The organism is Mycolicibacterium sp. ND9-15 (assembly GCF_035918395.1).
Lineage (GTDB): Bacteria > Actinomycetota > Actinomycetes > Mycobacteriales > Mycobacteriaceae > Mycobacterium.
The window spans coordinates 1,570,905-1,588,893 of sequence record NZ_CP142362.1; the positions used below are offsets into that span (position 1 = coordinate 1,570,905).

Annotated in this window: 18 protein-coding genes, 3 pseudogenes and 2 riboswitches; of the genes and pseudogenes, 10 read left to right on the top strand and 11 right to left on the bottom strand. The window is 66.0% G+C overall.

Features of this window, described 5'->3' with window-relative positions:
- Positions 1-167: 167 nt before the first annotated feature.
- The 4 genes from QGN32_RS07700 to QGN32_RS07715 form a co-directional block, all read right to left on the bottom strand.
- Positions 168-1,955: a DUF4407 domain-containing protein gene (locus QGN32_RS07700; RefSeq protein ID WP_326548007.1), complete on the bottom strand. Its 1,788-nt coding sequence runs from the start codon at positions 1,953-1,955 to the stop codon at positions 168-170.
- A 166-nt stretch (positions 1,956-2,121) separates the two neighbouring features.
- A complete protein-coding gene (locus tag QGN32_RS07705) occupies positions 2,122-3,837 on the bottom strand; it encodes a thiamine pyrophosphate-binding protein (protein WP_326548008.1) in 1,716 nt (571 codons plus the stop codon).
- Between the two features lie 115 nt (positions 3,838-3,952).
- Positions 3,953-4,363, bottom strand: a complete 411-nt coding sequence (locus QGN32_RS07710; RefSeq protein ID WP_326548009.1) for a type II toxin-antitoxin system VapC family toxin — start codon at positions 4,361-4,363, stop codon at positions 3,953-3,955.
- Complete coding sequence (locus QGN32_RS07715) at positions 4,364-4,636, bottom strand: type II toxin-antitoxin system Phd/YefM family antitoxin (protein ID WP_326548010.1); 273 nt, start codon at positions 4,634-4,636, stop codon at positions 4,364-4,366. It lies immediately after the preceding gene.
- Between the two features lie 152 nt (positions 4,637-4,788).
- Here QGN32_RS07715 and QGN32_RS07720 point away from each other — a divergent pair, with 152 nt between their 5' ends.
- From QGN32_RS07720 to QGN32_RS07730, 3 genes are all read left to right on the top strand, one after another.
- Positions 4,789-6,264 carry a glutamate-cysteine ligase family protein gene (locus tag QGN32_RS07720; protein WP_326548011.1) on the top strand — a complete coding sequence of 492 codons (1,476 nt, stop codon included), beginning with the start codon at positions 4,789-4,791 and terminating at the stop codon, positions 6,262-6,264.
- Between the two features lie 96 nt (positions 6,265-6,360).
- Entirely contained in the window at positions 6,361-6,777 is a 417-nt protein-coding gene (locus tag QGN32_RS07725; protein WP_326548012.1) for a hypothetical protein, read from the top strand.
- A 147-nt stretch (positions 6,778-6,924) separates the two neighbouring features.
- Positions 6,925-8,220: an alpha/beta hydrolase fold domain-containing protein gene (locus tag QGN32_RS07730; RefSeq protein WP_326548013.1), complete on the top strand. Its 1,296-nt coding sequence runs from the start codon at positions 6,925-6,927 to the stop codon at positions 8,218-8,220.
- A gap of 54 nt (positions 8,221-8,274) precedes the next feature.
- Here QGN32_RS07730 and QGN32_RS07735 read toward each other — a convergent pair whose 3' ends face one another.
- Positions 8,275-8,523: a hypothetical protein gene (locus QGN32_RS07735; RefSeq protein WP_326548014.1), complete on the bottom strand. Its 249-nt coding sequence runs from the start codon at positions 8,521-8,523 to the stop codon at positions 8,275-8,277.
- 176 nt (positions 8,524-8,699) lie between these two features.
- On the opposite strand from QGN32_RS07735, the gene QGN32_RS07740 reads away from it, so the two are divergent.
- The 5 genes and pseudogenes from QGN32_RS07740 to QGN32_RS07755 all read left to right on the top strand — a co-directional run bounded on the left by QGN32_RS07740 (position 8,700) and on the right by QGN32_RS07755 (position 12,965).
- Positions 8,700-9,272, top strand: a complete 573-nt coding sequence (locus QGN32_RS07740) for a Uma2 family endonuclease (RefSeq protein ID WP_326548015.1) — start codon at positions 8,700-8,702, stop codon at positions 9,270-9,272.
- 43 nt (positions 9,273-9,315) lie between these two features.
- Complete coding sequence (locus tag QGN32_RS07745; protein WP_326548016.1) at positions 9,316-10,395, top strand: HNH endonuclease; 1,080 nt, start codon at positions 9,316-9,318, stop codon at positions 10,393-10,395.
- Between the two features lie 147 nt (positions 10,396-10,542).
- Complete coding sequence (locus QGN32_RS07750; RefSeq protein WP_326548017.1) at positions 10,543-12,162, top strand: peptide chain release factor 3; 1,620 nt, start codon at positions 10,543-10,545, stop codon at positions 12,160-12,162.
- Positions 12,163-12,352: 190 nt separating this feature from the next.
- Entirely contained in the window at positions 12,353-12,574 is a 222-nt protein-coding gene (gene vapB, locus QGN32_RS24255; RefSeq protein ID WP_442791794.1) for a type II toxin-antitoxin system VapB family antitoxin, read from the top strand.
- Positions 12,565-12,965 (top strand): annotated as a pseudogene (locus QGN32_RS07755) (PIN domain-containing protein). The gene vapB and the pseudogene QGN32_RS07755 overlap by 10 nt, the downstream one beginning before the upstream one ends.
- Positions 12,966-13,106: 141 nt before the next feature.
- On the opposite strand, the gene QGN32_RS07760 reads toward QGN32_RS07755, so the two are convergent.
- Positions 13,107-13,538 (bottom strand): hypothetical protein, encoded by a 432-nt coding sequence (locus QGN32_RS07760; protein WP_326548018.1) that lies wholly within the window; start codon positions 13,536-13,538, stop codon positions 13,107-13,109.
- Between the two features lie 408 nt (positions 13,539-13,946).
- Positions 13,947-14,609, bottom strand: a complete 663-nt coding sequence (locus QGN32_RS07765) for a hypothetical protein (protein WP_326548019.1) — start codon at positions 14,607-14,609, stop codon at positions 13,947-13,949.
- Positions 14,566-14,677, bottom strand: a riboswitch (SAM riboswitch). Its footprint overlaps the gene before it by 44 nt.
- Before the next feature lie 139 nt (positions 14,678-14,816).
- Here QGN32_RS07765 and QGN32_RS24260 point away from each other — a divergent pair.
- Positions 14,817-15,000: pseudogene (locus QGN32_RS24260) on the top strand (peptide chain release factor 3); the annotation flags it as partial.
- A gap of 20 nt (positions 15,001-15,020) precedes the next feature.
- Here the strand turns inward: QGN32_RS24260 and QGN32_RS07770 are convergent.
- The gene (locus QGN32_RS07770) at positions 15,021-15,647 is read right to left on the bottom strand and encodes a hypothetical protein (RefSeq protein ID WP_326548020.1); all 627 of its coding nucleotides are present in this window, start codon (positions 15,645-15,647) and stop codon (positions 15,021-15,023) included.
- 33 nt (positions 15,648-15,680) lie between these two features.
- Positions 15,681-15,793, bottom strand: a riboswitch (SAM riboswitch).
- 92 nt (positions 15,794-15,885) lie between these two features.
- Between QGN32_RS07770 and QGN32_RS07775 the strand changes: the two are divergent.
- Positions 15,886-16,293: pseudogene (locus QGN32_RS07775) on the top strand (plasmid pRiA4b ORF-3 family protein); the annotation flags it as partial.
- Positions 16,294-16,412: 119 nt separating this feature from the next.
- Here QGN32_RS07775 and QGN32_RS07780 read toward each other — a convergent pair.
- The 3 genes from QGN32_RS07780 to QGN32_RS07790 all read right to left on the bottom strand — a co-directional run bounded on the left by QGN32_RS07780 (position 16,413) and on the right by QGN32_RS07790 (position 17,839).
- Positions 16,413-16,823, bottom strand: a complete 411-nt coding sequence (locus QGN32_RS07780) for a type II toxin-antitoxin system VapC family toxin (protein ID WP_326548021.1) — start codon at positions 16,821-16,823, stop codon at positions 16,413-16,415.
- Positions 16,820-17,077, bottom strand: coding sequence for a type II toxin-antitoxin system Phd/YefM family antitoxin (locus QGN32_RS07785; protein ID WP_326548022.1), 258 nt, complete (start codon positions 17,075-17,077; stop codon positions 16,820-16,822). The genes QGN32_RS07780 and QGN32_RS07785 overlap by 4 nt, the downstream gene beginning before the upstream one ends.
- A 75-nt stretch (positions 17,078-17,152) precedes the next feature.
- Positions 17,153-17,839 (bottom strand): hypothetical protein, encoded by a 687-nt coding sequence (locus QGN32_RS07790; protein ID WP_326548023.1) that lies wholly within the window; start codon positions 17,837-17,839, stop codon positions 17,153-17,155.
- Between the last annotated feature and the right edge of the window lie 150 nt (positions 17,840-17,989).

Here is a 17,989-nt window from a genome sequence, read left to right on the forward strand (position 1 = left end):
AGCCACACCTGGGCACTCGGATGTGATTGCCGTTGCGGGTAGTCTGCGGTTATTCGAGTTCGATGCGACCGAAGACCGGCGTTGTCGAGCCCGGCGGGCGCCGACGACTTCAGCGATGATCGGCTGTTCAAGCGAATCGAGAAGCAACTGCGAGCAGCGGCGAAGAATTAGCGTCCGGGCGGGAGTTCCCGCGGACCGCGATGCCCGCTCAGCTCACGCGATCCACGCTTGGTGAGTTCGGCGCGGCCCTCGCCCCGTGTCATTGACTGCGATGCGTGTTCGGCCCCGGCGTCGAGCCGGCCGTGGCCGTACTCGCGATCGTCGGTCCTGACGGCCGACGCCTTCCGCGGGCCCGACCCACCGGTCGCATCCACAACCGGTTCTCCCGCAACGCCTTCCACGTCAGTACTCACCTTGCGGGTGCGGCGCATCGAGAAGTGAATCTCCTCGGTCTCCTCGACGACTTGCCGCGCACCGCGCAGCGGCCTGGTGGTGGTGTCGATCGCGTTGACGATGATCGGCGGCACCAGAGGGCGCAGCCAGCGCGCGGCGGCCCGGGTGACATCGGGAATGGCCGTGATCAACGGACGTCCGGCCTCACCGGCCTGCTCCACCGAACGGTCGTCAGCCCGCGCGGGCAGGTTCTCTGATGCGGTCACGTGGACATCCTCCTCACCGACGGATGCGTCGGTCGTTTCGGCCACCGGCAACTCGGCCGTCGAGAAGCTCGCCGCTTCGGCCTCGGCGGCGATCGGCAGGTACACGTGGTCCACGCCGGGTTCGGATATGCGCTCCGCGCGTGTGTGCACCGCCGGCTCGATCGCCTCGATCACGCGACGGCGCTGCTTCTCGCGATCGATCTGGAGTTGCGCCTCGACGGCCATGCGAGCACTGGCCAGCTGCTGCTCGGCCCACATGTTGTCGATGGCTGCGCGCACCTCGGCCCGCTTCACCGCGATCGCCGTGTCGGCCCGCAAGTCCGCTCGATCCCGCTCGACGTCGGCGGCGATCCCGCGGTCCTGGGACGTCTCGCCCCGCCACAGCCGAAGGATCAGCGGCAGCAAGCTCAGCAGGACGAAGAACCCGTCGACGAGCAGCCGCAGGACCAGCGCACCCGGATTGGCCAGCGTGTGGTCGTTCATGGCGACCCACCGAGCGCCCAGCCCGCGGTCCGGGTCGGCCGTCGCCGCCTGCCGGGCCTGAGCCAGCGCCTGCTCGCGGTCGGCGATCTGAGCACCAAGCTCGGGCGCGCGGCCGTCCCGTTCTGCCAACGCGGCGTCGAGCGCGCCCTGGGCATCGGCAAGGAACTCGTTCGCCGTCCGGTTTTCCGGCCCGGCGCCGGGCACACCGGTGATCAAGGTCTGCGGGCAGTCCGGGCTGGGGTTGAACTCGCAGCGGGCCACCACCAGGGCTTCCTGGCGGCGTTGCACGGCCTGCTCCACCGCCTCGTCGAGCCCCCGGCGCGCCGTGCGGCTGCGGTCGAGGTCGGCGGTGGCCTGCGCTACCGCCGGGGTCGCCTCGGCGGTGCGTGCCGCCCGCTCGTCGAGCAGCGGGTCGATCGATCCGGAGAACACGACGACGGCGGCCAGTTCGCCGATCATGAGCCCGACGGCGAGCGCGACGGCCGCACGTCCCGCGATGGCGAGGCCGCCACGAATCGCGCCGGAGGCGATCGCACGGCTCAGCGCGCCGACCAGCAGCCCGACGCCGGAGGTCACCGCGACGACGGCCGCCAACGGCCAGGACGTCGACCCGGCCAGGGCCGGTGCCAGTGCCAGGGCCGCCACCAGCCACGCCAGCGCCGCCGCGACCAGCACCACCACTCCGGCGCTGACCAGGGTGGACCGCTCATGGCGGGCACCACGGTCACGCCGCTCGCCACCACCGAGCCAGATGAGCGCGGCCGCAACCGGCGAGGCGGCAGGATCGTGCTCAGAAACTTTGTGGGCGGACATGGAGACTCCAAACATCTTCCGGCTGTTCCAGGCGTGACAGGCGCCGACCGACGACCCTGTCGGTGGTGTGGGCCAGGCGGAACCCCCGCGGATCGCACCATCACGCCGATGCGAATGCCTTGAATCTTCTCACAGGCTACCGGCGCCTACGCTTTCCAGGCGACTCCTAGCCCGCCGGCTTGGCCGGTCCCGAGTACACCTCGAAGAAGCGCGCCGTCATCTCGGTGGGAATGGCCAAGTTGGCGTCATGGTCGCTGCGCACGCAGACCAGGCTTGGGCCGGGGTGTTCGCGGGCGCGGCTCAGGGCACCGTCCATGTCCTCGATGCGCTCGACGTACTCACCGTGGCAGCCAAGGCCCTGCGCGACGATATCCCACCGGACATCGCCCTGTGCGGTCCCGAAAGTCGTTCCGTACAAGGCAAGCTCGTTGAGTTCCTCCATCGTCCACGAGCCCTCGGCGAACACGATGACGGTGATGTCGAGGCCTTCACGGGCCGCGGTCTGCAATTCCATCACGTTGAAGCCCGCCGCCCCGTCACCGGTGACGCAGACGACGTCGCGGCCGGGTGCGCCGAGCTTCGCACCGATCGCCGAGGGGATCCCGGTGCCGAGCATCCCGAGCTCGAGGATCGAGTGGTAGGAGTGCGGGCGGGTGGGCGGAAGCAAGCTGTAGCCCCACAGCGCCGTGTTGCCGCCGTCCACGGTGTACACCGCATCCGAGCCGAACACCGCGCCGATGGCGCCGAGCGCGTGCGCCGGGTGGATGCCCGGACCCTGCCACTGAAGGATGGGCGCCGCGATCTGCGTCTGCACCTGCTCGTCGAGCTTGCGGTAGCGCGCCAGGTCTGCGCCGTCGCGGGCGCCGAGGTCGGCGGCACGCAACCGCGCGGCGATACCCTCGAGCGCGGGCTTCGCGTCGGCGAGAATGCCCAGGTGCAGCGGGCGGGTGACGCCGAAATGGCGTTGGTCGATGTCGATTTGGATGAGCCGCTTGCCTTTTGGGTCGCCCCAATAGGTGTCGTAGGGAACGTCGAGGTTGCCGATGCGTGAGCCGGCGACGAGCAGCACGTCGGCCTCGCTGCGCGCCAGATCGCCGGCCGGGCCGAACCCGAAGACGTGGTTGGGGTGATCGGATGGCACGCTCGCCCGCCCGGCCATCGAGCCGATCGCCGGGCAGGCCAGCAGCTCGGCGATCTGCAGCGCGGCATCACGCGCGCCGGCGCGGTCGACCCCGGTGCCCGCGATCACCACCGGGCGTTGTGCGGCGGCCAGCAGCGCCGCGGCCTCGTCGAGCTGGCGGTCAGACGGCTGCGGCGTGCCGGCGCGGGACGCTTCGGGCGGCCACACCGGCGCCGTCAGCGGGTCGCCCGTCTCGTAGAGGACGGGGGCCGGCAGCTCCACATGGACCGGCCCGGGACGGCCGTTGTGCATCTCGCGGAACGCCAGCCGCAGCACCTCGGGGATACGGGCCCACTCGAAGATCGGGCCGCCCCACTTGACGATCGGCCGGAACAGGTCGAGCTGGTCCTGGCCCTGGAACGTCGAGGGCGGCGACGGGTAGACGATGCCCAGTCGGTGCTGGGAGGTGATCACCAGCACCGGAACGCCCTCGTGCAGTGCCGTCACCACCCCGGGCACCAGGTTGGCCGAACCGGGGCCGGGATTGCCCAATACCGCGGCGACCTTGCCCGTGGTCTTGTAGAGGCCCTCGGCCATGTGCACACCGGCCGCCTCGTGACGCACCGGCACCAGTCGGATGCCGTGTGCGCCCAGTTGCGCCAGCAGCGGATCGCTCTCCGGGGACGGCAGTCCGAACAGGAACTCGATGCCCTCGGCTTGCAGGGCGCGGGCGAACAACTCGCCGCCGGTGATCTCGGACACGCCAACCTCCACGCTCTGGGTGATTCTCGTTGGTTCAACGATGGACCTCACCGCTGCGGAAGTCTCGATAACCGGGTATGAAAGCTGGCGAGTTCGGGATGCGCCGTCGTCGCGCTCAACAAGACAATTCGCTGCCGGGGCTCTGCGCTGGAAGGCTCGCGGCCACAGCAGCGCTGAGCAGACGCTGGTCGTAGCATACGAACGCAGTGAGTCTAGGACCGAAAACGGCAGTGGCAGTGGCTAAATGAACTGCGTCGAGAGTTCGCAGATCGGGATCGGGGAACGCTGCGGTGGCCGCACGGACCACATCGTCGATGTCGTAGCGTGCGATGCGAGCGACCACCGCAGGCACATTGGCCAGCAATGCGCTGTCGGTGCGGCGAAGTGCGCGCGGGAGTTCGATCTCCAAGAGCGTCGAGGATACCCACGGTGTCGCCTGTCGTTCGTCGAGCCAGTCGGCAAGGGAGTCGGTTTCGGGTTCGCGCCGAATCAGCTTCACCACAGCCGACGTGTCCAGATAGAGCATCTAGTACCGTTCGGCGTCGCGGAGCTCCTGAAGGAGTCGTCCCCCTTCGTGATCGGTGTGAACGGGACCGCCCGGACGTGGCACCGAACCCCTGAGCGTGGCCGGATGGAGCTTGCCTGAGCCGATCAAATCCGACAGCGGATGACCGCGTGCAGGCAACAACCGCGCGACCACGGCGCCCCGTTCGGTGATGTCGATTTCTTCACCCCGTTTGACCCGCGCCAGCACACCGGCGGTGTTCTGATTCAGTTCTCGGACCCCGACCTCAGCCATAGTCAGAGGGTACTACTTATATGTACTACCGTCGCGACGATGCGACCGGCCGTCCGGCCCCTCGTTGATCGCGTCTTCCGGCCGACACCCGTCGGCGAAACCGTCACTACGGCGGTGTTGGTTGAGATCCAATAGCGCTGAGGAGGTGCAGCATGGGTGAACGGGTCGAACCGTCCGCCCTTGTCGGCGACACCGGCCACGTCGTGCAGCGCAGGCTCGAGCGGTGTGTCGCCGCGTTGCGACGCATGGTGGACGACGGCTGGTTCGACGGGCATGAGGACACCATCGGGATGGAGGTGGAGTTCGATCTCGTCGACCCGTTGGGCCGGCCGCGGCTGATCAACGACGCCGTCCTGACGCGCCTGGGGCGGGCGGACATGCAGCACGAGCTCGGCCAGTTCAACGTGGAGCTGAACCTGGCTCCTCGCCGGTTAGAGGGCCAGGTACTGCGCGAGTGCGAAGCCGACCTCGCCGACGTGTTCGACCGGAGCAGGGCCGCGATCGAAGGGCTTGGAGTTCGGCTGGTCGCCGTCGGGATGCTGCCCACCGTGAGCGCCGAGCAGCTGACCGTCGAGCGCATCTCGCACAACCCGCGCTACGAGCTGCTGGCGCGGCGCATGCGCGCAGCGCGCCACCGCCCGTTCGCGGTACGCATCGCCGACGGGTGCGAGCCGGTGGAGTTCAGCACCGACTCCGTGGCCCCCGATGCCGCCACCACCAGCCTGCAGCTGCACCTGCGGGTGCCACCAGACCGGTTCGCCGCCTACTACAACGCCGCGCAGATGATCGCGGGCGCTCAGGTGGCAGTCGCCGCGAACGCGCCCTATCTGCTCGGCTACCAGGCCTGGCAGGAGACCCGAATCCCGTTGTTGGAGCAGCTTCTTGACAGCCGCCGTCTCAAGGACGTCCGCGCGGGCGCTCCGCCGCGGGTTCGCCTCGGTGACCGCTGGGTCGACGATCCGGTGGAGCTGTTCGACGACATCGTTCGAGACTTTCCTCCGCTGCTTCCAACGATGGAGGCCCAGGATCCCGATGCAGCCTTGGACGAGGGGCGTGCTCCTAACCTGCGTGAGCTGAGGCTGCACAACGGCACGGTGTGGCGCTGGAACCGTCCGGTGTACGACGTGCAGGCCGGGCGGCCGCAGCTGCGCATCGAAAACCGGGTACTGCCCAGCGGACCGACCGCGGTCGACATGCTCGCCAACGCCGCGTACTACTACGGGCTGCTGCGCGCGGTCAGCGATAGCGACCCCGCCCCGTGGGACCAGGTGCCGTTCGCGGTGGCCGAGCGGAATCTGCACCGCGCAGCGCGCGACGGACTGGCCGCGCAATTGTCTTGGCGGGGCGTCGATTACCCGGTAGATAGACTCACGCGTGAGGTCCTGCTACCAGCCGCCGCAGCCGGTCTCGACGCCTGGGGTGTAGATCCCGACGACCGTGACCGCTATCTCGGTGTCATCGAAGCGCGGGTTCGAGGTGGCCGTACCGGTGCGGCCTGGCAGGTCGACGTGGTGCGCCGTCTGCAGGAGCGCGGGCTCGAGCGCATCGCGGCGCTGCACGAGATGACCCGGCGGTATGTCGAGCACGCGCACACCGGCGCGCCGGTGCACGACTGGCCGGTGGCATGACCGCACGGGCGTCGGCTCAGATGGTTCGGCTACCGTCGGGCGAACGCCACAATTCATGCATCGAACCGGATTCGCCCCGGCGGTAGGCTCCCGATCATGGAGCCTGAAGGTCTCGAGGTCCGCGTGGAGGCACTAGAAGCACAGGTGCGCGGGCTTTCGAAGCGAGTACAGGCAAGTGAACAGGACGCCGCAGCTGCTCGGGTGCTCGCTGGGGCGGCCGACCGCGACGTCACTGAGTTCCGAGGCGAGCTCCGCGACTTTCGTCGCGCCACCGTCGCCGGCTTCAACGCCTTGCGCGAAGACATGACCGATCTAGGCAGCGAGATGAGCGCCCGTTTCACACGCGTCGACGAGCGCTTTCGCGGTGTCGATGAGCGCTTTCGCGGTGTCGACGTGCGCTTCGACCAGGTGGATAACGGGTTCATCGAAATCCGCGGGAAACTCGATGCCGCGGCCGCGGGCCAACAGCACATCGTCGACCTCTTGGAAAGGCTCATCGCCGATCAGGGCTAAGACCCACGACCCAGACCAGATATACGCCTTGGCCTGCGTGTGACCGGCAGCCTGGGTGTCAACAGTTTGTCACTTGCCTTACATCGGCGCCCCGGCGCACGAGTTGCCCGCACCATGAAGTCGAGCATCGCCTCGTATGGTGGCCGAATGCGCAAGGATCGAGCCATCCACATCGCCCGGCAGGTCGGAGCGATAATCGTCACCGCGGTGACCGCCGCCTCCACCCTCAACGGCTACCGGCCGCTGGCGCGTAAGGGCTACCCGTCGATTTTCTCGTTCGGGTTCGGTCTCGTGGTCAGCGAGTTCCCGCTGCAGACGCTCGCGAGCCAGCTCGGCGGGCTGGCGCTGACGGCTCGTCGGCTGACGCGCCCGGTGCGCGTCCTCTCATGGGTGGTCGCCGCGATCTCGGCGGTCGGTCTGCTGAACTTCAACCGCGCGGGCCACAAGGCCGCCATTCCATTGCGCGAGGCGTTGGACAGCGGGCTGGGTCCTGATCGCCGCACCGACTCGACGGGGCTGTGGCGCCGGCCCGCCGGTGCCGGCACCGCCAAGAGCCCGGGTGCTTTGCGAATGCTGCGGATCTACCGCGACTACACGCACGACGGGAACATCAGCTACGGCGAATACAGCAGCGCCAACCAGCTCGACATCTGGCGGCGCCCCGATCTCGACCCGAGCGGGAAGGCGCCGGTGCTCTTCCAGATCCCCGGTGGGGCCTGGGTCACCGGAAACAAACGCGGACAGGCACATCCGTTGATGAGCCACCTCGCCGAGCTGGGCTGGATCTGCGTGGCGGCCAACTACCGGCACAGCCCGCGCAACACGTGGCCCGACCACATCGTCGACGTCAAGCGTGCACTGGCATGGGTCAAGACGCACATCGCCGACTACGGCGGTGACCCCGACTTCATCGCGATCACCGGCGGCTCGGCCGGCGGGCATCTGTCGTCGCTGGCGGCGCTGACACCGAACGACCCGCGGTACCAGCCGGGTTTCGAAGACGTCGACACCCGGGTTCAAGCCGCCGTACCGTTCTACGGCGTCTACGACTTCACCCGGTTCGAGGACGCCATGCATCCGTCGATGCCGGAGCTGCTCGAGCAGATGGTGATCAAGCAACGGCATTCGACGAGCTTCGAGACGTATGCTGACGCGTCGCCGGTGAATCACGTGACCGCGGATGATCCGCCGTTCTTCGTCCTGCACGGAACCAACGACTCGCTGGTTCCCGTCGAGCAGGCGCGGGCATTCGTCGCCAAGCTGCGGGACGTCAGCACCCAGCCGGTGGTGTACGCCGAATTGCCGTTCGCCCAACACGCTTTCGACATGCTGGGCTCGGCGCGCGCCGCGCACGCGGCGGTCGCCGTCGAGCAGTTCCTGGCCGAGATCTACGCGAACCGGCAGGAGGCGACGCAAGCGGAGAGAGCGGCCTCGACGTCGTGAGCTCCGAAAGACGTTGCGGTTCAGCCCGCGACGACGCGCTCGTCAGTGCGTGGACTATTGCGCGGCGCGGATGATGAATGCGTCGATGTTCTCGTCGTAGTGGACCGTATCGTTCACGAATAGCTCGCCGACCGTGCGGCCGTCCTCGCCGACCGCGAGGAAGCGGGATTCCTCCTGGTCGTAGTTCACCTTCCCTCGCACGAACATCGCCGCGACCTCGCGCCCATCCGCTCCGAAGACGACGAGCTTTATCCCGCCGGCATCCTTGAGGTACTGCGCGGCTTCGGCGCGTGTCGTGATCATCGCTGGGGTTCCTCTCCGCCGACGGCATTACCGGACTCAACGTAGTGCCGAAACCAACACCCATGGGGTAGGACAGTCGTCATTCCCGCTTGTCGGTGGCGTCCGCCAGAGTCCGATGTGATCGCCGTTGCGCGTAATCTGCACTTATTCGAGTTCGATGCGAGAGGAGGTGCGCGGTGCCTGACCTTGCACACTTGCCACCCGGTTTGCTCACCCTCGAGCAGTGGGATGCCCTTGAACTCGACCCGACGCGACGGTGGGAACTCAGTGAGGGGAACCTCATCATGTCGCCGCGCCCGCAGCTGTGGCACCAACGCATCTCCAGAAGGCTCACCCGCCTCCTCGAGGATCACCTGCCCGATGGACTCGAGGCGGTTCCTGAGATCGAGGTGATAACGAGAACCTCGTTTCCGCCGAGTGTGCGTGACCCCGACATCGTCGTGGTCCCGGATCGCGTGTTCGAGCAGCGCCCTGCGCGCGTCGCGGCGACAGATGTCGTGCTCGTCGTCGAGATCGTATCGCCGGGCTCGCGTGGAACAGATCACGTCATGAAGGTGCACGAGTATGCAAACGCGGGGATCACCAACTATTGGATCGTCGATCCCGACGCACTGACCGAGGACCGATTTCTTGCCTACCGCCTCGACGGCGAAATTTATCGACGAGTTTCAGCGCTCGATGGAGACAGGATCCGGGTGAACGAGCCGGCAATCATGGAATTCGTGCTCGACCAGTTGACTGGCCGCTAAGGTCCGCTGACGGGGGGCCGCGCGGTTATGGACGGGGTTGGCGATGCCGGATGATCCGCTACTGCTCGGCCAGCGGGTCGTCGCGATCCTCGAGCAGGGTCAGCGGGACGCCACTTACAAATTGGCCACACTGATGTCGTTGATCGAGCACTCCATCGAGAACCTGCCACCGCATCCGGACGACCCGCTGACCGTCCCGATCCCCGAACTCGCCCACCGCGTTCTGTCGCTCTACTGGCATCAGGTCCGCCCATTCCAGGGCCACGACCTTGCCCAACGCCGAACCGGAAGCAAGACACGGATCATCGACGCGGCCAAGGCCTTGCGGGAGGCGTCAAAGGCGAACAACAGTCGGATGTCACTCGAGACGGCGATGCTACGCGCACCGGCTGCCTATGAAGTAGCCGTCGACCGAATCGCTCTCGCGCTGATCAAGCAACCACTTCCGCGACTGCAGAAGCTGCCTGGCGCGCCGATGAGCGACCCATTGCTCTACGACGATTCATTTCTCGGCGAGAACGTGTCGCGGTCCAGCGTGCGTGCTCACGGGGACGCCATCGAGCTCAAAGCCGGTGTGGCCAACGGACTGGCACGCCTTGCCGGCTTACTGAAACCGGCGCTGGAGATCATGTGGGTTGAGGATGTGCGTCGGATGAACAAGTTCCTCGACGAGGACGTGCCGGACGTTGCGGGGCACCTTTTCGGCCGGGAACGTACCGCATTGGCAGCGATCAGAGCGCCGTACAAAGAGGTGTTCGGTCCGCACTGCTTCTACTGCGGGACGCACCTGCCGGCGAACAATCCGATAGACCACGTGCTGCCATGGTCGCTCGTCGGCATCGACGGCCTGTCAAACCTAGTACTTGCCTGCGCCCGGTGTAACGGCGACAAGAGCGGTGCGCTGCCAGCAGTGCAGATCGTTGATCGGGTGCTGCGGCGTGAACGCAACAAGCTTGAACAGCTCGCGGCGGAGCTGCAGTGGCCTACCCAACACGACCGTGTGGTGGCGGCTGCGCGAGGCATCTATCGCGGTCAGCCCGAAGGTGTCCCAACATGGGCTGGCTACAAACAGAGCGAGCGGCTCGATATCAGCTTCCCGCCATGGTGGATAGCGACGGATTGACGTCCTTATTGGGTTACTTGTATCAGCAGTTCGCCGCCGCGGTCGCTTGACAGGAACCATGATAGAGACCTCGGGCGCAACGAAGGCATGGCTCGCAGAGCGGCCGATTACCGGTTTGCACCGTGGGCCAATACCATCGCTGACGCTATGACCGACATTGCATTGACGGCTTCGCCGAGCGCCGACCCGTCGCCACCTGGCCGTATCTCCGCAGAGGCGGGCCGCCGCAGGACCTTTGCCGTCATCAGCCATCCCGACGCCGGTAAATCGACGTTGACCGAGGCGCTGGCGTTGCACGCCCGGGCCATCACCGAGGCCGGCGCGGTTCACGGCAAAGCGGGCCGGCGGGCGACGGTGTCGGACTGGATGGAGATGGAGAAGGCGAGAGGCATCTCGATCACCTCGACGGTGCTGCAGTTCCCGTACCGCACGTGCGTCATCAACCTGCTCGACACCCCCGGTCACGCCGACTTCTCCGAAGACACCTACCGGGTGCTGACGGCCGTCGATTCCGCGGTAATGCTCATCGACGCCGCCAAAGGCCTTGAGCCCCAGACGCTGAAACTTTTTCAGGTGTGCAAGCACCGTCGGATCCCGATCATCACGGTGGTCAACAAGTGGGACCGCCCGGGCCGCCACGCGCTGGAACTGATGGACGAGATCAAGGCGCGAATCGGCTTGCGCCCCACGCCGTTGACGTGGCCCGTCGGCATCGCCGGCGATTTCAAGGGGGTGCTCGACCGGCGGACGGGGAACTTCATCCGGTTCACCCGCACCGCTGGCGGCGCCACCGCAGCCCCCGAGGAGTACATCGCGGCGTCCGACGCGCACGACGCTGCCGGCGCCGACTGGGATACCGCCGTCGAAGAATCTGAGTTGCTGTCCGCGGACGGCGCTGATTACGACCGCGAGCAGTTCCTCAGCGGCGACGCCTCGCCGGTGCTGTTCACCTCGGCGGCATTGAACTTCGGCGTGAACCAGCTCCTCGATGTGCTCGTCGACCTCGCGCCGGCGCCAAGCGGAGCCCTCGACGTCGACGGGACTCGCCGTGCCGTCGAATCACCCTTCAGCGCTATGGTTTTCAAGGTGCAGGCCGGGATGGACTCCGCGCATCGTGATCGGATCGCCTACGCGCGGGTGGTCTCGGGCACGTTCGAGCGCGGCGAGGTTCTCACCCACGCCTCGACCGGCAAGCCGTTCGTCACCAAGTACGCGCAGTCGGTGTTCGGCCAGCAGCGCGCCACGTTGGATACCGCTTGGCCGGGTGATGTCATCGGGCTGGCCAACGCCGCGGCGCTGCGCCCGGGTGACACGTTGTATCGCGTTTTGCCTGTGCAGTTTCCGCCGATACCGAGCTTCTCTCCCGAGCATTTCGCGGTGGCGCGCGGCACTGATCCCAGCAAGCACAAGCAGTTTCGGCGCGGGATCGAGCAGCTCGAACAGGAAGGCGTGGTGCAGGTGCTGCGTTCAGACCGGCGCGGCGACCAGGCGCCGGTTCTCGCCGCGGTCGGGCCGATGCAGTTCGAGGTGGCGGTGCACCGGATGGCCGCCGAGTTCAGCACGCCGATTGCGTTGGAGTCGCTGCCATATCAGGTGGCGCGCGTCGTCGACCCGGCCGACGCGGAGTTCATGGACAAGCAGGTGTCAGCGGAGGTGTTGACGCGCAGCGACGGAGTCATGCTCGTGCTGTTCTCCACCCCGTGGCGGCTGGAGGGCTTCCAACGGGACAATCCCGACGTCAAGCTCGGCTCGCTGGTGGCGGCGTAGGGGTAGGTCGGGAAGGCCTCGACACCGCCCGTTCTGGATAGCTTTCAGCGGGCCCCGGAAGCGTCGAGATCGTCGCGAGCGCGCTGCGCGACGGAAGTTGTGCGCTCGGCGAGTAGCCGTCGCCAAGAGGCTCACACGCAGGCGGCCTGGTTGGCGGTTCGGTTGATATCGTCGATATCAGGAGGTCAGAATGCCCGATGTGCTGATTCGAGGGTTATCAGAGGCCGCGGTCACCCGCATCGACGAGGAGGCTGCATCGCTTGGGTTGTCGCGCAACGAGTACTTGCGGCGCAGGTTCGAATCCGAACGATCGAGGACCGAGGGGAAGCTTACTGTCGCGGATTTGCGTAGGGCGGCTGACGTGGCGCAGGACCTTGACGATGCACAGGTCATGGCGTCCGCGTGGCGGTGACGTCATGGCTGATCGACAGGTCGGCATACACCCGACTCGGGGCCACCGTCGACGCGGCACAGTGGGTGATCGAATCGAACGCGGCCTGGTTTGGATCAGCACCATCACCCGATTAGAAATCGGCTTTTCGTTTCGGAGCGCCGAGGATGCACGCGAAGAGTCCGCGTCTCCACCAATCTCCCTGATGCCGTTGGAATACCTAACCCCCGCGGCCGAGGATCGCGCGGTTGAGGTCCAACTTCTTCTCGCTGACCGCGGCAAGCACCGCGCGCCGTCCATTCCCGACCTGTTGGTGGCAGAAATCGCCAACCTCACAGTGTTGGCCCCAGACAAGGACTTCGAGCTGATCGCCGAGATCACAGGGCAGCCTATCGAACGACCGCGTCTCTGATATCGGGTGTGACGCACTTCGCGGCGCTGCGGTCAGCTTGGTGAGACTGCCTGTCGGGCAATGACGTCGGCGCAGTGGTGTCGTTCCTGGGTCGAGCTCGAAGCCGAAATCGGGTCTCGCGACAGGTACTCTACCCACGACCTAGTTCGGTTTATGACGTGGGAAGAGCCGTCTGCCACTCGAATACCGATCGGCGATGCGCAACGGCACGATCGGGATGCGACGTGGGATGGGCGGGGTTACCACCGGATCCGGGCTGGGTGTCCAACGTGCGGTTGGCTTCAATCGGTCCTCCCCGCCGCGAAATTGCCCATTGGACTCCTCATGACGACGTGCGATATCGACCGCATATTGGAATACGTGGTCCAGGTTGTAATAGGTTCCGGCGTATAGCCAATGGCACCCAAGGCACGCCGAGAGTGCATCGTTCAGAACAACACCGGGATGTCGGCACGGCCAGGTGGCCGGATCGCTGCCGTGGATCGCCTCGTATTCACGGCGACGTAATTGACGGCATTCCCATCGCATCTCGGCACTCTTCATCCACTTCGGCACCACCTTCCAGGCGGTCATGATGTGGACTGTGCCAGGCGGATGCAAAGTATCGTAGTACGGGCCCCAGGTGGTCGCCGCAGAAGACGGCGGGCGCGCCAACGGGACCGAACCGTGACCTCTTTCGTTCATGAGTCATCCCGTGACGTAGCTGGTTCCGACACCGGTATCCATCGACGCCTCTTTAGGCCCGCACTCGAGAATGTTGCGATTGGACTCGACGCCTCAAAGACAACCCACGGTATCCTTTGGCTTTTCCGATGCGCGGCGACACATCTTCTGGCGCTCGAGGCCCTGGAGGGTCATGGGCGTTCATAAGGTCGAAGCCCGCGCTGTCGGCCCGCAACTTGTCAAGATGCTCGTCATCGGTTGTCGCAGGCCGACACCCAGGCTCGGCGCCCGCAGCCCGCAACTTCTCCATGTCCAACCTCATGGCTTGCCATCTCCTGTCTGCCGCTCATCGCCACTTCCGGTAAGGCCCTTCCGTCGTCTCCCGTCCGCATATCGATCGGCGATTCGCAACGGCGGGATGTGGCTGTAGTCGATATTGCGTAGCTCTGCGTTGCGGATCTCCTGCTCGGCCCAAACCTTCTGGTTGGCGGCCTCATAGCCCAATTTGACTCCACGTGCAGCGACGTCATCGGGATGACTTGACCCCCAGACGCGGCACTCCAGCCACTTGTCCGGCGTCGCCAAACTGAAAACGCTGCGGGCACCGCCGAAGAAGGCTTCCTCGGGGACCATCAAGAGGGACCACCGTGGTTTCCACGCTGCCCTGCCGCCGAACCCGCGCAGCGCCTCCCGCAACACGGCTGGGCGATGATGCCGCCGGACCAGGCTCAGGTCGTCACCCTCGATGTGGACCAACCCATCATCGTCGACCTCTGCGGTGACGGGGATGACGGCGCACGGATTCCGCATGGAGACGTTGAACTGAACCCAATGGATGAGATGGCCAGGCGCATAGGCGCCGCACGCGTCATCGATAGGGGAAAGATCCCAGGCATACCCGGACATGGAGACTCCCGAACGTCGGGCCTCCGGATGGGAGGCGCTCTTGCCGGCACCGGTCGGTGTCAGCCGCTTCGTCATCCGAGCCACCCACGAGCGTGGGGTTGGCGTGTCGTCCAGTCGGAGCTTGGCGACGACATCTCGTGAAGCTGTGTCCAATATACCGCGGCCTACCGACACATCCCAGCATCGGTTCGGCCGAAAATGTGCCGGCCCTTTTGGCGACTGTCAGCGATCAGGCAGCACTCCCGGCAACGGCGTCACACAAGCTTTCGACTTCCGCGGTCGCCGCCGTATCAGGTCGCCCGGATCGTCGACCCGCCGACGTCGAGTTCATGGACAAGCAGGTGTCGGCCGAGGTGCTGCCCCGCAGCGACGGAGTCATACTGGTGCTGTTCTACACCCCGTGGCCGCTGGGGGGCTTCCAACGCGACAATCCGACATCGAGCTCGGGTCGTTCGTGGCCGCCTAAGCCGGTATCGCATTCCTTCTTCACTCCTCGCGCTGCTTTGGCGAAGCGCCGCCGACCAAGTATCCCGTCGTCGGCGTCGGGCTGAATGGGTCTATCCAACTCCGAAGACTCGCTAACTCGCGCGCAGACACGATCGCAGCAATCGAGCCACTTCTTGTTCCGGCGAAGGCACGGTCACCGGCCTCTCGCGCTGCCACCTCGATGGCGTCACCCTCGACATCGATGTCAGCCGACCTCCTCGCGTGTAGGACCGCTTCCCTGACGGGGTCGCCACCATCACCGCTCATGAACCCGCCTTTAGCCAAGACTGCCACGGCGCTGGCGGGGCCGCTGCCACTGAGACGCAGTTCGCTCGGGTCGTCGAGTTTCGCATAGTCGCGAAGCATGCGCAGCGTATGCGCGGCAACCTCATTCGGTTCCTTCCGCGGGACTTCGACGGCGGCGCCTTCCTCGTCACTCCACGAATGCGCACCGATACTGAGCCATAGCCGACCTGCCGCATCGCACCGAAACTCGACGAGCGGAGGGGCCACGGCAGATTTCCGCGAGATAGTGAAGACGTCGCGAGGATGCAGCATCCCCGCGACATACGCGGCGACGAAGGTCTTGAAAGACCGCCACTGGGCGTCTGATTCGAACTCAGTCACGGGACTCTCCGATGAATCGGGCCCCTGCTTACAGAGGCGCTCTTGCCAGCACCGTTCGGCACTCGGCCGCGTCGTCATCCGAGCCACCCACGAGCATGGGGTTGGCGTGCCGTCAAGTCGGAGCTTGGCGACGGCATCTCATGACGCTTTTCGCACGCTAACACGTACTACCGACACTCGGCGGTGATTACGGGTAAGGGGCATACGCCCTCGGTCGCGCGTGAGTTACCGTGGCCACGTGTTCGGTGCAGGCCCGCGACCCGACTTGCGTCGGCGACCGCGAGCCGAGTTGGCGATCTTCTGCGTCCGGGTCGACCTCGATGATGCCCGGCCGTCCATCTGGCGTCGGCTCGACCTGCGTTCCGAAGTGACGTTGGACGTCCTGCATCAAGTTCTGCAGGCGGCCTTCAGCTGGGACGACTACCACCTTCACCGATTCTCGTTGGGCGGCAGACCGTTCGATCGCGACAGCCAAGTGTTCCTGTGTCCATACGACGCAGACAATCCCGAATTCGAAGACGGCGACGGTCCGGAGGCCTCGCAGGTGCGCCTGGACCAGACATTGCACGACCTCGGGGACAAACTGCACTACCTCTACGACTACGGCGACAACTGGGAGCTGACACTACATCTCGAGCAGGTGATGACGGCACTCGACGGCTACCCCACGGCGGTCCTGGTGGATGGCCGCCGTGCGGATCAGCCCGGCGGCATGCGCGCTGGCGCGGGCCGCGTTGCGACGCCACACCTGAGCGGGCCGTGGCCTCAGACATGGACTATCGCGAGACCCGCAACACCTTCCAGGACATCGAAGTCCCCATCCTGCGTCACTACCGGCAGCTGCTTGGCGGCTGCGATTGCAGCGATCCACAGGTCGTTGATGCGCACCCGCCGCCCCGCCTCGGCCAAGTGGACGCGTAGCAACGCCGAGAGTTGAGCCGCATCTTCGTCGACCGGTAACGCGGTCATATCTGCGACTGCATCCAACGTACGAAGGCGACGCGCCCGGACCTCGGAGTTCCGCGCCGCGAGCACACCTGCATTCAGTTCGGCGAGGGTCACCACCGTCGTGGCTAGCTCCTCCGGAATCAGCGACATCTCCAGTTGGCGCCCGTTCTCGTTGGCGATGAAGACCGAGGTGTCGAGGATGCCGGCCGCGGGCCGATCGGTGGTCACAACTCGTCGAGGTCGTCGGTGGTTTCACCGACGAGCTCCGCGAGGTCATCACGCAGACCGGGGTCCGCCTGGCTGGTCTGGAGCCGCTTGACCAATTCCGCGCTCGACACCCACCGCCGACGTTTCGGCTCGACAGCGGAGATCACCGCGACGGCTCGTCCATTTACCGTGATCGTCACCTCTTCGCCTGCTTGGACCCGACGGAGTACGCCGGCCGTGTCGTTTCGCAGTTCGCGGGACGCCACCCTAGACATGCTACGAGCGTAGCATTTATGTAGCACATCAAGATCCAGACTGTGGCGGAGGCGCCGACAGGTAATCCATAGTGGTCATGCGGCTGTTTCCCAGTCGTAACGGCCGTCGAGCAGCGCCGTCACGCTTCTCGACTGCCACGCCCGGCCGTCAGAAGTGCGTTGACCCGACGAATTCAGCACACGCGCGGTCGCTGCGCGAGTCACGCCGCACCCATCGACCAGCCAAGACACATAGCCGATGACGGCCTTGCGGCGCTCGGCCCACGGCAGCCCCGCCTGGGGAAGCGTTGGTGGCCAATCATTTTCATGCGGGGCCACCGGCACAGTAGTTGCGGCCTGCTCGACCACCCGCTCGAGACTTTCCACCCCGGCAGAGGCCAGCGCCGCGCGATCGAGAGCATCGACGACCTGCACCTCGCGCCGCAACGCGTGGTCGATTTCGCTTATGCCGCCCGTGTCTGGGACGGCCCAGAAATCCCGACCCACCAGCAGGTGGAGTCCGTGCCGTTGCAGTACCAGGCTCAGCCGACGGTAGTGCTGCTCGCGTCCGAGATCCGCCAGGGGATCGGGCATCCATATTGGCAAGCGGGTCGAGACCGCCCGCGCCACCGCTGCGACGACCGCTTCAACCTCGGCTAAGTCATCGTGCGAGGCGGGCTCGCCGGCCGGGAACGCGAACATCGCGGCGATGGTGGCCGAACGCGGTTCGCCGTGGGCGGTCGATCGTTCACAGCGGCGGACGGTTTCGTCGTCGCCGAGCACGAGAACCGCTGTGGCGGTCGTGTTGTCGGGTCGAATCATGGTCAGCTCCTCTCGGCAGGCGAGACGCCGGGCCTCGCTGATACGCCGGCATGTTTGCAGTTGATTCGACGGTATCGGGAGCTGCCGACAATTCTGCTCGTCGGCTGCGCA